Source organism: Labrenzia sp. 5N, from assembly GCF_012395805.1.
Lineage (GTDB): Bacteria > Pseudomonadota > Alphaproteobacteria > Rhizobiales > Stappiaceae > Roseibium > Roseibium algicola.
Genome location: NZ_JAAZTM010000020.1, coordinates 1,188,264 through 1,201,688, shown reverse-complemented (window position 1 = coordinate 1,201,688; position 13,425 = coordinate 1,188,264). Strand labels below are relative to the sequence as shown.

At 58.7% G+C, this 13,425-nt stretch carries 10 protein-coding genes; 3 read left to right on the top strand and 7 right to left on the bottom strand.

The annotated features are described in order from the left end of the window. Positions 1-98: 98 nt before the first annotated feature. From HEP89_RS25940 to yghU, 3 genes are all read right to left on the bottom strand, one after another. Positions 99-1,532: an NAD(P)(+) transhydrogenase (Re/Si-specific) subunit beta gene (locus tag HEP89_RS25940; RefSeq protein WP_023000234.1), complete on the bottom strand. Its 1,434-nt coding sequence runs from the start codon at positions 1,530-1,532 to the stop codon at positions 99-101. Between the two features lie 12 nt (positions 1,533-1,544). Beyond that, entirely contained in the window at positions 1,545-3,128 is a 1,584-nt protein-coding gene (locus HEP89_RS25935) for a Re/Si-specific NAD(P)(+) transhydrogenase subunit alpha (protein WP_168693361.1), read from the bottom strand. Positions 3,129-3,524: 396 nt separating this feature from the next. Continuing rightward, a complete protein-coding gene (gene yghU / locus HEP89_RS25930; RefSeq protein ID WP_062489222.1) occupies positions 3,525-4,394 on the bottom strand; it encodes a glutathione-dependent disulfide-bond oxidoreductase in 870 nt (289 codons plus the stop codon). A 442-nt stretch (positions 4,395-4,836) separates the two neighbouring features. On the opposite strand from yghU, the gene HEP89_RS25925 reads away from it, so the two are divergent. Both HEP89_RS25925 and HEP89_RS25920 read left to right on the top strand, forming a co-directional pair. Beyond that, complete coding sequence (locus tag HEP89_RS25925) at positions 4,837-6,237, top strand: selenium-binding protein SBP56-related protein (RefSeq protein WP_031269032.1); 1,401 nt, start codon at positions 4,837-4,839, stop codon at positions 6,235-6,237. 78 nt (positions 6,238-6,315) lie between these two features. After that, positions 6,316-6,900: a hypothetical protein gene (locus tag HEP89_RS25920; RefSeq protein WP_228866677.1), complete on the top strand. Its 585-nt coding sequence runs from the start codon at positions 6,316-6,318 to the stop codon at positions 6,898-6,900. Positions 6,901-6,908: 8 nt separating this feature from the next. Here the strand turns inward: HEP89_RS25920 and HEP89_RS25915 are convergent, their stop codons facing one another. Further along, the gene (locus HEP89_RS25915) at positions 6,909-8,168 is read right to left on the bottom strand and encodes a Xaa-Pro peptidase family protein (protein WP_168693360.1); all 1,260 of its coding nucleotides are present in this window, start codon (positions 8,166-8,168) and stop codon (positions 6,909-6,911) included. Positions 8,169-8,263: 95 nt separating this feature from the next. Between HEP89_RS25915 and HEP89_RS25910 the strand changes: the two genes are divergently transcribed. Next, positions 8,264-9,151, top strand: a complete 888-nt coding sequence (locus tag HEP89_RS25910; protein ID WP_077290302.1) for a LysR family transcriptional regulator — start codon at positions 8,264-8,266, stop codon at positions 9,149-9,151. 4 nt (positions 9,152-9,155) lie between these two features. Here the strand turns inward: HEP89_RS25910 and HEP89_RS25905 are convergent, their stop codons facing one another. The 3 genes from HEP89_RS25905 to HEP89_RS25895 all read right to left on the bottom strand — a co-directional run bounded on the left by HEP89_RS25905 (position 9,156) and on the right by HEP89_RS25895 (position 13,373). Beyond that, complete coding sequence (locus HEP89_RS25905; protein WP_023000227.1) at positions 9,156-9,587, bottom strand: universal stress protein; 432 nt, start codon at positions 9,585-9,587, stop codon at positions 9,156-9,158. Then, entirely contained in the window at positions 9,584-12,220 is a 2,637-nt protein-coding gene (locus HEP89_RS25900; protein WP_077290301.1) for a TRAP transporter permease, read from the bottom strand. The genes HEP89_RS25905 and HEP89_RS25900 overlap by 4 nt, the downstream gene beginning before the upstream one ends. 184 nt (positions 12,221-12,404) lie before the next feature. Then, entirely contained in the window at positions 12,405-13,373 is a 969-nt protein-coding gene (locus tag HEP89_RS25895; RefSeq protein ID WP_023000225.1) for a TAXI family TRAP transporter solute-binding subunit, read from the bottom strand. Between the last annotated feature and the right edge of the window lie 52 nt (positions 13,374-13,425).

Sequence of the window (13,425 nt, the reverse complement as noted above, 5' to 3'; positions counted from 1 at the left end):
TGCACTTGTCCGGAATGACGGTTGAGGGGCGTGGCTCTGTCATCAAAAAAGCCGCCCCGGTCTCCCGGGACGGCTTCTCGATATCTCGTTACTCAGACTTAGCCGATCTGGGTTAGCAGCTTGTCGAGGCTGGCCTTGGCGTCGCCGTAGAACATGCGCGTGTTCTCCTTGTAGAACAGCGGGTTCTCGATGCCGGAGTAACCGGTACCCTGGCCGCGCTTGGAAACGAAGACCTGCTTCGCTTTCCAGACTTCCAGAACCGGCATGCCGGCGATAGGCGAGTTCGGGTCTTCCTGGGCAGCCGGATTGACGATGTCGTTGGAACCAATGACGATCACGACATCCGTTGACGGGAAGTCCTCGTTGATCTCGTCCATTTCCAGAACGATGTCATACGGCACCTTGGCTTCGGCCAGGAGCACGTTCATGTGGCCGGGAAGACGACCTGCGACCGGGTGGATCGCGAAGCGCACTTCCTTGCCCTTGGAGCGCAGGCGCTTGGTCAGTTCGCTGACCGACTGCTGTGCCTGGGCAACTGCCATGCCATAGCCCGGAACGATGATGACGCTGTCGGCATCTTCAAGCGCCGCAACAACACCATCGCTGTCGATGGCGATCTGTTCGCCTTCCACTTCCATGGCCGGACCGGTGGTGTTGCCGAAGCCGCCGAGGATAACGGAGACGAACGAGCGGTTCATCGCCTTGCACATGATGTAGGACAGGATCGCACCGGAAGAACCGACGAGCGCGCCGACGACGATCAGCAGATCGTTGCCAAGCGAGAAGCCGATGGCGGCCGCGGCCCAGCCCGAATAGGAGTTCAGCATCGACACCACAACAGGCATGTCGGCGCCGCCGATGCCCATGATCAGGTGGTAACCGATGAAGAACGCCAGCAGCGTCATCAGAACCAGCGTCCAGATGCCGGCCCCGTTCAGGAACATCAGCAACAAGATGACGCTGAGGGCTGCCGCACCTGCGTTCAGCATGTGGCCACCAGGCAGTTTTTCCGCCTTGGAGGTCAGCTTGCCGGCCAGCTTGCCGAAAGCGACGACAGAGCCGGTGAACGTGACGGCACCGATGAAGACGCCAAGGAACACTTCAACCTTCAGGATCGACTGTTCGATCGGGGTCTTGTGCGCCAGGATGGCGGCGAAGCCCTCAAGCGCATTGCGCTCTTCCTCGCCCATCGCCAGCACGTTGCCGAGCTCGATATAGGCATTGTAGCCGACGAACACGGCAGCCAGACCCACGAGCGAGTGCATGGCGGCGACCAGCTGGGGCATTTCGGTCATCTGGACGCGCTGCGCCACGAAATAACCGATGATGCCGCCGGCAGCGATCAGGATGAGGGACAGGAGCCACAGGCCGGAGCCCGGACCGATCAGGGTGGCGACAACGGCCAGTCCCATGCCGGCGATACCGTACCAGATGGCGCGCTTGGCGCTTTCCTGGCCGGAAAGGCCTCCCAGAGACAGGATGAACAGAACAGCCGCAACAACGTAAACGGCGGTCGTGAAACCGAATTCCATCTGCCGGCCTCCTTAGGATTTCTGGAACATGGCGAGCATGCGCCGGGTGACGAGGAAACCGCCGAAGATGTTGATCCCGGCCATGAAGACGGACAGGCCTGCCAGCAGGATGACCAGGAACGATCCGGATCCGATCTGCATCAGCGCACCGAGAATGATGATCGACGAAATGGCGTTGGTGACAGCCATCAGCGGCGTGTGCAGCGAGTGACTGACGTTCCAGATCACCTGGAAACCGACGAATACCGAGAGCACGAAAACGATGAAATGCTGCATGAAGCTGGCCGGGGCGATGAGGCCCACCAGCATCAGAAGCAGGCCACCGACCGCCAGCAGGGTCACCTGCTGCTTGGTCTGCGCCTTGAAGGCGGCAGTTTCCTGCGCACGCTTTTCTTCCGCCGTCAGTTCCTTCGGCTTTTCCTTCGATTTCGCCGCGATTGCCTGCACCTTGGGAGGCGGCGGTGGGAAGGTGATCTCGCCCTCATGGGTCACGGTCGCGCCACGGATGACGTCGTCTTCCATGTTGTGAACGATCTGACCATCCTTCTCGGGCGTCAGGTCGGTCAGCATATGGCGGATGTTGGTGGCATAAAGCGTGGACGATTGAGCGGCCATGCGCGAGGGGAAGTCGGTATAGCCGATGATCGTGACACCATTCTCGGTGACGACCTTCTCGTCCTTGACCGTTCCTTCCGCGTTGCCGCCGCGTTCGGCGGCAAGATCGACGATGACCGAGCCCGGCTTCATGGCCTTGACCATGTCTTCCAGCCACAGCTTCGGTGCGTCCCTGTTCGGGATCAGAGCCGTGGTGATGACAATGTCCATCTCCGGAGCCAGTTCCCGGAATTTTGCGAGCTGGGCTTCGCGGAACTCTGGTGAGGAAACGCTGGCATAACCGCCGGTCGCAGCGCCATCCTGCTGTTCTTCTTCAAAATCCAGATAAACGAATTCAGCGCCCATCGATTCGACCTGCTCGGCCACTTCCGGGCGCACGTCGAATGCATAGGTGATCGCGCCGAGCGACGTGGATGTGCCGATGGCCGCAAGACCCGCGACGCCTGCTCCCACGACCAGTACCTTCGCAGGCGGTACCTTGCCTGCAGCAGTGATCTGGCCGGTGAAGAAGCGGCCGAAATTGTTGCCCGCCTCGATAACGGCGCGATATCCGGCGATGTTGGCCATGGAGCTGAGAGCATCCATCTTCTGGGCACGCGAGATACGCGGCACCATCTCCATGGCAATGACGCTGGCGCCCGATTCCTTCGCCTTTTCCAGCCCGTCGGTGTTCCCACCCGGGTTGAAGAAGGAAATCAGGGTCTTGTCCTTTGTCAGATAGCCCAATTCCTTGTCATCGGGCTGCCGGACCTTGGTTACGATGTCCGATTTCTTCCAAAGACTTGCGGCAGTCTTGACGATTTCAACGCCGGCTTCTTCATAAGCCTGGTCGGAAAATCCGGCGGCGGTCCCGGCTCCGCTTTGCACAAGGCAGGAGAAGCCAAGCTTCTGCAGCTGCTTTGCGGATTCGGGTGTCATCGCCACACGGTTCTCCCCGGGGAAGGTTTCCTTTGGTGTGCCGATCTTTAGGGCTTCTGGCATACGTCTCTCCAGCAAGTGTCGAGGAATTGGCCTCAGGTAAGGGCAAGTTGGCCGGATTGGCTAACAAACTCCCCCCGTGCGTCCTGTCCCTCACAAACGTGCTGCGAATTTAGAAACGAAAATATTACTTATGACAAGGTGTCTTGCGATTGAATTTGGAGGGTATTACCGCACTGCACAGTGAGAGCAGCGCGATATAAATTTCACGGGATTTACAAAATAGGGGTATCGGAAACTGTGGGCGAGGGCATTCGGCAGTCGGAATACTCAAATAGGGCCCGGAATTAGTAAATTTTCCCGGCCCTATACACATATCAAGGCAAAATGACCAAAGACTGGTCGTGCGTAAAACCCCGGCAGCGGTTCCTGGGGAAAGAGCCGCTGCCGGACGAAAATTTATTCTGCAGCAGGGTCCAGCGCGGCTTTTGCGTCCAGATCCGCGGCATCATGACGCTCCGGAAGCTGCTCGTGATCTTCTCCCCAGGTCCGGTTCACCTTGCGCCCGCGAACAACCGCCGGGCGGGCATCGATCTTCTGGGCCCAGGCCAGGAGATTCTTGTATTCGTGAACGGAGAGGAATTCCGCCGCATCATAGGCGCGGCCAAGAACCATTCCGCCATACCAGGGGAAGATCGCCATGTCGGCGATGGTGTAGTCGTCACCGGCGATGTAAGGGCGATCAGCCAGCGCCTTGTCGAGGACGTCAAGCTGGCGCTTGGCTTCCATTGCGAAGCGATCGATGGGGTATTGGTACTTTTCCGGCGCATAGGCGTAGAAATGGCCGAAGCCGCCGCCAAGATAAGGGGCGGATCCCATCTGCCAGAACAGCCAGTTTAGCGTTTCGGTGCGCTTCGCCGGATCCTTGGGCAGGAATTCACCGAATTTCTCGGCCAAATACAGCAGAATGGAACCGGATTCGAACACGCGCGTCGGGGTTTCGGTCGAGTGGTCGACAAGGGCCGGGATCTTGGAATTGGGATTGGCTTCCACGAAGCCACTGGAGAATTGATCGCCTTCGTTGATCTTGATCAGCCAGGCATCATATTCAGCGCCCTTGTGACCGAGTGCGAGCAACTCCTCGAGCATCACCGTCACCTTGACGCCGTTCGGGGTCGCCAGAGAATAAAGCTGAAGCGGATGCTTGCCGACAGGCCGGTCCTTTTCGTGGGTTGAACCGGAAATCGGCCGGTTGATATTGGCGAACTGGCCGCCGCTCGGCTGTTCCCAGGTCCAGACTTTGGGCGGGGTGTAGGTCGGGTCACTCATGTGAAAGGGTCTCCGGAACGGGTCGGGCAGTAAAGGAAGGCGTGGATCGGAGCCAAGGTTGGTTCGATCCATCGCAATCTTACGATTAAATAGGCGGCAATGGCAGGATTGCCTAGGGTCGATTTTTGTTCTGAGGCAAATTATTGCGCAAAATCGAGCCTGGCTGAAACCGGGTCGCGATAAGTTCCCGTTTCGAGGTTTTCTGTTCTTTTCTCCTTGTCAAAGTTAGGATGCGTTTTCGCCATCGACCCCTTATCGTATTTCAGGCATTGTACTAAAGTCGCATTTGGAAATGCCAATGGTCGGCACCGTGATCATTGGCGCGGCCCGGCTGCAAAATGCAGGACAAGCAGCATAGGAGACGAATTCGGGAGGTCGGTAACAACAAGAAAAGGAATGCGGACATCCCGTCTTGAATGTCATCACGTTTAGGGAGGACGACATGAATTTAAGGCCCGATCCGAGTTTTTATCCGACGCCGCGCATGGCTATGGAAGCGCCGGTTGAGAAGCTGGCTTTCACCTTGATGCTCAGTCCAGATTTCTCTCAACCCGATGGTCTGGCTGTCGTCAATGTCGATCCGCAAAGTCCTGACTACGGCAAGATCGTGCATACCGTCTTCATGCCGAACAAAGGAGACGAATTCCACCATTTCGGGTGGAACGCCTGTTCCTCGGCGCTGTCGCCGCTGACAGGGCATGCCTTTCTCGAGCGCCGTTACCTGATCATCCCGGGCATCCGGTCGTCGCGCATCTACGTCGTTGACGTGAAAGAGCCGCTTCAAGCGAAAATTCACAAGATCATCGAACCGGAAGAAGTCTTCGCCAAGACAGGCTATTCCCGTCCGCACACCATTCATTGCGGGCCGGAAGGCATCTATGTCTCGACCCTTGGGGGAGGCGGTGCGGACGGCACCGACGGGCCTCCGGGCATCTTTATCATGGACTGCGAGACCTTCGACATTCTCGGCCGGTATGAAATGGATCGTGGCATCCAGGACAAACACTATGATTTCTGGTGGAACCTGCCGCGCGACTACATGGTGTCGTCGGAGTGGGGACTGCCGCCGCAGTTCGAGAACGGTCTCGTTGCAGAAGACCTTCTGTCCAATAAATACGGCCACAGCCTTCATTTCTGGGATCTGCGAGGGAGAAAGAACATCCAGACCATCGATCTGGGTGAAAACCACCAGATGGCGCTCGAGGTTCGCCCTGCCCATGATCCCGCCAAACAATACGGCTTTTGTGGCGTTGTCGTCGACACAACCAACCTGCAAGGGGCGATCTTCACCTGGTGGCGCAAGGACGATGGCACGTTTGAAGCCAGGAAGACCATCACCATCGACCCGCAGCCGGCCGATCCCGCAGACCTGCCTGAAATGCTGAAGGGGTTTTCCGCTGTTCCACCGCTGGTGACCGACATCGACCTGAGTCTCGATGACAAATATCTCTATGTCGCATGCTGGGGCACCGGTGAAATGCATCAGTATGATGTCTCCGACCCAATGAACCCGACGCTCGCTGGCAAGGTCGAGATCGGCGGGATCGTGAAGAAGACGAAACATCCGAACGGCAAGGACTTCGGTTACGGACCGCAAATGGTCGAGATCAGCCGGGATGGTCAGCGCGTCTATTGGACCAACTCGCTCTATTCCACCTGGGACGAACAGTTCTATCCGGGCGAGCGCGGCGCCGCGATGGTGATGGCCCGTGTTGGAGCGGGTGGCGGATTGACGCTCGATCCGGATTTCTGGGTCGAATTCCCGGCGGGCTACAGGTCGCACCAGATCCGGCTTGAAGGCGGGGACTGCTCTACCGACAGTTTCTGCTTCCCGTCGGTCTAGGTTTTGGAAGAGGCGAGTTTGTCGGCTCTCTGGTGGGCCGTCATTGCGTCTGGTCTCTATCACGGCGTGAACCCGGGCATGGGGTGGCCGCTGGCGGTGTCGGCTGCCTTGATGGAACAACGCGCGTTGGCCCTGCCGCGTGCTTTGTTGCTGCTGGCGGTCGGGCATCTGGCGGCAATGCTGGTTATTCTCTTGCCTTTTTCGGCAATGATCACGCTGGTTTCCCTGGAACGGGAAATCCGCATTGGCGCCGCCTGTCTGGTGATCGGCATGGGGCTGTACCTGCTGATCGCTGATCGCCATCCGCGCTTTCTGGCCCGTATTTCACCGGCGAAGCTTGGCCTCTGGTCCTTTCTGGTGGCGATTGCCCATGGGGCAGGGCTCATGCTGGTGCCGATCTACCTGGGTATCTGCGCAATGGAGCAGGAGGCAGGCCACGCGGCGGCCGGAACTCTCATGGGGGCAGATTTGAGGATGGCGTTGCTCGTGGCCGCGGTCCACACGCTCGCCATGGCGCTTGCCGGTGGCCTGCTGGCCATCGGCGTCTATTTCTGGCTAGGCCTGCGGTTCCTGCAAAAGGCGTGGTTCAACCTGGACAGGGTCTGGGCAGCCAGCCTCGTTTTCGTCGGCTTGTTTGCCCTTGTCCTGGCGCTCCGGAGCTGAGCTGCTCATCAGGTCAGCAGATGTGCCTCGAACGGAAACCTGGACAGGGTCTCGATGCCGGTTTCGGTGATCAGGACCTGCTGCTCCAGCTTGACGCCTTCCTTGGCACCATCCTCGCCAATGTAGCTTTCGACACACAGTGTCATGCCCGGTTCCACGACACCGTCATAACCGGCGTCCGGAAAGTCGCCATGGTGATAGAGGTAGGGGTATTCGCCGGTCATGCCGCAGCCATGGGCAGACAGATAGTAACGGTTGGCATAGTAGCGGTCGGGGATGTTCCACGCCCGGTCGGCATATTCCCGGAAGCTCATTCCGGGCTTCAGAATGCCCATGTTGTAGTGAACCTGTTCGTAGGCGACCTTGTAAAGTTCGCGCTGGATGTCCGTCGGCCGGTCCGGGCCGGAGTGGAAGGTGCGAGAAAAGTCGGCATAATAACCGTGGCAGCCGACAACATCCGTATCGAGGGCTATCAGCTCGTTCGCGCCGATGACGTTGTCAGATGTTTCCTGGAACCATGGATTGGTGCGCGCGCCAGCATTCAGCAGCCTCGTTTCAACATAGTCGCCGTTCTGCGCGATGATCGACTTGTGCAGCACTGACCAGAGTTCGGCTTCGGTAAGCCCCGGGCGAATTGCTTCACGCAGCTTGCCGACGCCTACTTCCGTTGCGCGCAACGAAGCAATCACGCATTTCATTTCTTCCGGCGATTTGATCGCGCGCGCCATCTCCACGGGTTGTTGCGCGTCGACCACGTTGAGCCCGGCTTCTTTCAGCGCGATGGCTGTTCCCGCATTAAGCCGTTCCAGCCCCACCGTGGCGTCCTTCAAGCCTGTCAGCTCACGAATGGTATCGGCCATCTCCGCCGCCCAGGCGCGTTCGCGCTCTGCAATATGAGGACCGGCAGCGACAAAGCTCGCGGTTTTGGAGGGGCGGACCTCATCGACGGTTTCATAGCCCTCACTAAGATGAAGACAGCCGGTGAACTCGAAAAGAATGGAGCGGTTCTGGGTCAGCAGCAGGTAGCGCGACGGGGCATTGCGCATGGAAAAAACCTGCATGTTCCGCGTGCCGGTCGCATAGCGGATGTTGACCGGGTCGGAGAGAATTACCGCATCAACACCATATTCGGCCATCTTCTGCCGCACACGCTGCTGCCGGTATGTGCGCACGGCCACCAGATCGATCCCTTCCACCTCGGGTGCGCGGTCAAGCTGCGCCAGTCCCTGAAGGTCGCTGCGCTCCGCGTGCCAGTCCAGTTCCGCCATTTGTCATCGTCTCCAGTTCAACTGGATGGAATATCGGGCGAGCTTCGATTTTTTAAAAGACTGGAAAAAATCGGGTCATTGGATAACCTCCAGTAATGCAAGCCTATCGAAAATCACTCCCGCCGCTCGACACATTGGTCTTCTTTGAAGCCGCCATGCGTCATCTGAACTTTACAGAGGCTGCCGAAGAACTCTTCGTGACCCAGGCAGCCGTTTCCAAACGCATCCGGCAGCTGGAAGACTGGCTGGGCGTCGACCTGTTCGAGCGGTCCGGCCGCAGGCTTCAGCTAACGGAAGCAGGAACATATCTTGCCGAGAAGACCGGCATGACGCTGGATTATCTGACGCAGGCGCTGAGTGCGCTGAAAGTGCCGGAGAGGCCCGTCGTGCGGATTGCGTCTGTGACGGCACTTGCTGCCTTCTGGCTCCAGCCTAAGCTCAAGGAATTTGCACTGTCAGACGAAGCCTGCCTGTTCAATCTGGCAACAGCAGACGATCTGGGAGACCTGCTCAAACCAGAGCACGACCTTGTCATCCTGCACGGGGACGGCCGATTTCCGGGCTGGCAGTCGGAATTATTGTTTCCGGAGGTCCTGACACCTGTCGGCATGCCGGAAATTATTGACGCCCTGCGGTCAGGAGGTGGCGGTAAACAGCCGGCGCTTCTCAACTACCCGCGTCTTGCTCCGAACTGGATCGACTGGACTGGCTGGATCCAGCGGACAGGGAGATTGGATCTGAAAGATTGGCCTGTTCAGTCATGTGCAAGCTATAACCAGTCTATAGGGCGGGCCTTGAAGGGGCTCGGCATTGCGCTTGGCGCCTTGCCATTGTTGCGGGAAGAGATTTCTTCAGGAAGGCTCGTGCCGCTGGACGGCGCTACGCTCAAGACGGGAATGGGCTATTACATCGCCTGGCCAAACATGCGGCCGCTCGGCACGGAGGCCGAGCGACTGAAATCCGCGCTGCTGGAAGCCGGCTGAGGCGTCAGTTCCTCACCACATAGACCGAACATTTCGAGTGACGGACGACCCGAGCTGCGTTTGGTCCGAGCAGGAATTCGCTCAGATGCGGCTGGTGGGCGCCAATGACAATGAGGTCTGCCCCGGTCTTTTTCGCGACTTCCAGGATTTCCTCGTAAATGGAGCCGGTGGCGACCAGATGCCGGATTTCGCTGTTTCTTTCCGCCCCGAGGACGCTTGAGACCTTCTCGACCAGCTTTTTCTGGGTTTCCGCCACCATCTGACCCTGGAAGTTCTCGTCGAAATAGGAAGCGACAAGATTGATGCCGGCGCTCGGGACGACCGTGATTACATCGAGTTGGGCACCGTCCAGACGGGCGAGCTTGTCGGCCGTTTCCAGAACCTTGGTGTCGTCGACCTGCTGGACGTCAACGGCGCACAAGATGGATTTCGTCATGCCGCTACTCCTTCTTCACGGTTGGTCCGGCCTGCGCGGGCGCGCTGGAGCATGAAGACAAGGGCCAGAAGCAGAAGCCCCGGAATATAGATCAGCTCCTTCGGCAACTGATCCGCCTCGAGGCGAGCTTCTTTAACGACCACGGGTTCGTCGCCGTAGAAGTCGAACGTTCCCAGCTGTTCGAAGTAGGGCGTCCCCGGGAAGGGTTCCTCCAGCTTCAGAACACCGTCTTCTTCGAGGGTCGTCAGGCCAAGCGCCTGCAATCTGGCTTCGCCCCCGTCTTCGCTTCCGGGCGTGATCGCAATGCGCGTTTCCATCGTGTTGCCGGTGTCGAAGTCCGGACCACTCAGCACCAGACGGATCTCGCTGCCTGCAGGTGCATCGCCAACTGCCTGGACGAAACGGTCCGGCGAGACGATCTCGAACGGAGGCTGGATCCGGTTCATGAAGAAATCCGGACGGAACAGCACGAAGGCGATCAGCACAAGCGCGACGCTTTCATAGATCCTGTTCTTGGTCAGGAAATAGCCCATGGTGCCTGCGGTAAACACAAGGATGGCAATCGTCGCCATGATGAAGACGAGTATGCCCTGGGTCACCGTGACGTCGATCAGGAGAAGATCGGTGTTGAAGATGAAGACGAAGGGCAGGGCGACCGTCCGCAGAGAATAGAAGAATGCCGTGAACCCGGTCTTTATGGCATCGCCTCCTGACACCGCCGCCGCGGCAAAGGAGGCTAGACCCACGGGTGGCGTTACGTCCGCCATGATGCCGAAATAGAAGACGAACAGGTGCACGGCGATGAGCGGAACTATCAGTCCGGATTGCGCGCCAAGTTCGACCACGACCCCGGCCATCAGTGAAGACACCACGATGTAGTTGGCCGTTGTTGGCAAACCCATGCCAAGTATCAGCGACAGGACGCCAACGAAGACCAGCATCAGCACCAGATTGCCACCGGATACGAACTCGACGAGATCTGCCATCACCTGGCCGATGCCGGTCAGGGTGACTGTGCCGACGATGATGCCGGCTGTCGCAGTCGCAAGGCCGATGCCGATCATGTTGCGGGCACCGTCGATCATGCCGTGGACGAGGTCGTTGACGCCCTCCTTGAAGGCTTCGACCGTCTCGTTCTCGCCCCGGAAAATCGCTTTGATCGGACGCTGGGTCAAAAGGATCGCGAAGAGCAGAGCCGTTGCCCAGAAGGCTGAAAGGCCCGGTGACTTCTGCTCGATCATCAGGAAGTAGACGAGCACGACGATCGGGAGCAGGTAGTAGAGACCAGCCTTGTAGATCTGGGAAATATCCGGAAGCGTGATCTCCTTGGCATTGGGGTCGTCCGGATGAAGGTCATCGACGCTGGCAGCCAGTTTCAACAGAGCGATATAGGCAAGGAAAACCAGTAGCGCGAGGATCCACGACGCGCCTTCCGGTACCAGGGCGACAATCCAGCCGACCGGGTATTGCACCCCATAGCAAAGAGCGGCAAAGGCCGCGAAAAACACGAACATTCCGATGATCGTGCGCAGGGTTGAAACGGTCTTGTGCCCGATGGTTGGCATGTTCCGCTTAACGGCTTCAAGGTGCACGATATAGACCAGCGCGATGTAGGAAATCACGGCCGGCAGAAAGGCGTGAGTGATCACGTCGACATAGGAAATGCCGACATATTCGACCATCAGAAAGGCGGCGGCGCCCATCACCGGCGGCATGATCTGGCCGTTCACGGATGATGCGACCTCGACCGATCCCGCTTGTTCAGAGGTAAAGCCGACGCGCTTCATCAGCGGAATGGTGAATGTGCCCGTGGTAACGACGTTTGCGATGGACGAGCCGGAGATGAGGCCGGTGGCTGCAGAGCCGACAACGGCTGCCTTGGCCGGGCCACCTTTCAGGTGACCGAGCGCGCCGAAGGCCATCTTGATGAAGTAGTTGCCCGCGCCCGCCTTGTCCAGCAAGGCGCCAAAGAGCACGAACAGGAAGACGAACTTGGTGGAGACACCGAGCGCGATACCGAAGACACCCTCCGACGTGATCCACATGTGGCTCATCGCCTTTTGCAGCGAAGCGCCCTTCCAGCGGATGACCTCCGGGACCCATTCTGAGGAGCCGAAGAAGACGTAGAGCAGGAATACGGTTGCGACGATGGCCATGGCCGGGCCGAGTGCCCGGCGCGCGGCTTCAAACAGGACCACGATACCGGCAAGGGCGAACCACTTGTCGGTGTCGTCGGCCAGACCGCCGTTGGCAACGATCTTGTCGTAGAAGAAGAAGCCGTAAAGCGAAATGAAGGCGCCGAAAAACGCCAGGGCCCAGTCCTGGATCGGCACGCGGTGTCTCGGACTGCTCGACAGTGCGGGGTAGGCCATGAATGCCAGGAACATCGCAAACGCCAGATGCACCTGTCGGCTGTTGTTGATGATGTCCGACGGCAGGACGTAGTAGACGATGGGGGAGGCGAGCAGAACCTGGAAGCAGGACCAGATCAGGGCCACGGTGGCGATCATCATCCCGACGGATCCGGCAGGGTTCCTGGACCCGGAATCGGAGGAGGCGACGAGTTCCTGAAGTTCTTCTTCGGATAGTCCCTGTCGTTGGTCCCGTCCGTTCGGCTGGTTCTGTTCAGACATGAAGTTCCCCCGGTCTTCCGGCTGAAGCGCAACGTCGGCATTGCGCTCGGCTGGCACCCGACAGCCACGCAGCCCGTGGCATCTGTTAATTCATTCAATAAATGCCTTGGCCAAAGTGTCGTTCAATGGGCCGCAGCAGAGAAACGGGCCCGGACATGGTCCGGACCCGAAATGTTGGCAAGGATTAGTTGATCCAGCCCTGTTCCTGGTAGTACTTCGCAGCACCCGGATGAAGCGGTGCGGACAGGCCGTCCTTCACCATTTCTTCCGGCTTCAGGTTGGCAAAGGCAGGATGCAGCTTCTTGAAGGCATCGAAGTTCTCGAACACTGACTTGACCAGCGTGTAGACGACTTCATCGTCTACCTTGGCGGACGTGATGAAGGTCGCGCCGACACCGAAGGTGGTGACGTCTTCGTCATTGCCGCGATACATGCCGCCCGGGATAGTGGCCTTGCGGTAGTAGCTGTTGTCTTCGATCAGCTTTCCGACAACCGGGCCGTCAACGTTCACGAGTTTGGAATCGCACGCCGTGGTTGCTTCCTGAATGGAACCGGACGGGTGGCCGACCGTGTAAACCATGGCATCGATCTGGTTGTCGCAGAGGGCGGCAGACTGTTCTGCAGCCTTCAGCTCGGTCGCCTGCGCGAAGTCATCCGTGGACCAGCCCATTGCTTCCATCAGAACTTCCATGGTGCCGCGCTGACCGGAACCCGGGTTGCCGATGTTGACCCGCTTGCCTTTCAGGTCCTCGAAGGACGTGACGCCGCTATCGGCGCGGGCAACGACGGTGAACGGCTCGGGGTGCACGGAGAAAACGGCTCGCAGGTCTTCGAACGGGCCTTTTTCCTCGAACTGCGAGGTGCCGTTGTAAGCGTGATACTGCCAATCGGACTGCGCAACACCAAACTCCAGTTCGCCTTCACGCACCGTGTTGATGTTGTAGACGGACCCGCCGGTAGATTCCACGGAGCAACGAATGCCATGGTCCTTGCGGCCCTTGTTGACGAGCCGGCAAATGGCTCCGCCGGTCGGATAGTAAACGCCAGTCACACCACCAGTGCCGATGGTGATGAATTGCTCTGCAGAGGCTGCGCCGGTGAATGCGATGCTGGTCGCCATGACGGCGCCCGCAAGGTTCAGTTTCATCATCATTTGACTTGGCTTCCCTTTGTTTGAATTCTTGTGTCCGGCATGGCGATCCACG

Excerpts from the sequence above, each read along its gene's own strand:
- HEP89_RS25940 (WP_023000234.1), bottom strand. The coding sequence starts at position 1,532 with ATGGAATTCGGTTTCACGACCGCCGTTTACGTTGTTGCGGCTGTTCTG.
- HEP89_RS25935 (WP_168693361.1), bottom strand. The coding sequence starts at position 3,128 with ATGCCAGAAGCCCTAAAGATCGGCACACCAAAGGAAACCTTCCCCGGG.
- yghU (WP_062489222.1), bottom strand. The coding sequence starts at position 4,394 with ATGAGTGACCCGACCTACACCCCGCCCAAAGTCTGGACCTGGGAACAG.
- HEP89_RS25925 (WP_031269032.1), top strand. The coding sequence starts at position 4,837 with ATGAATTTAAGGCCCGATCCGAGTTTTTATCCGACGCCGCGCATGGCT.
- HEP89_RS25920 (WP_228866677.1), top strand. The coding sequence starts at position 6,316 with ATGGGGTGGCCGCTGGCGGTGTCGGCTGCCTTGATGGAACAACGCGCG.
- HEP89_RS25915 (WP_168693360.1), bottom strand. The coding sequence starts at position 8,168 with ATGGCGGAACTGGACTGGCACGCGGAGCGCAGCGACCTTCAGGGACTG.
- HEP89_RS25910 (WP_077290302.1), top strand. The coding sequence starts at position 8,264 with ATGCAAGCCTATCGAAAATCACTCCCGCCGCTCGACACATTGGTCTTC.
- HEP89_RS25905 (WP_023000227.1), bottom strand. The coding sequence starts at position 9,587 with ATGACGAAATCCATCTTGTGCGCCGTTGACGTCCAGCAGGTCGACGAC.
- HEP89_RS25900 (WP_077290301.1), bottom strand. The coding sequence starts at position 12,220 with ATGTCTGAACAGAACCAGCCGAACGGACGGGACCAACGACAGGGACTA.
- HEP89_RS25895 (WP_023000225.1), bottom strand. The coding sequence starts at position 13,373 with ATGATGATGAAACTGAACCTTGCGGGCGCCGTCATGGCGACCAGCATC.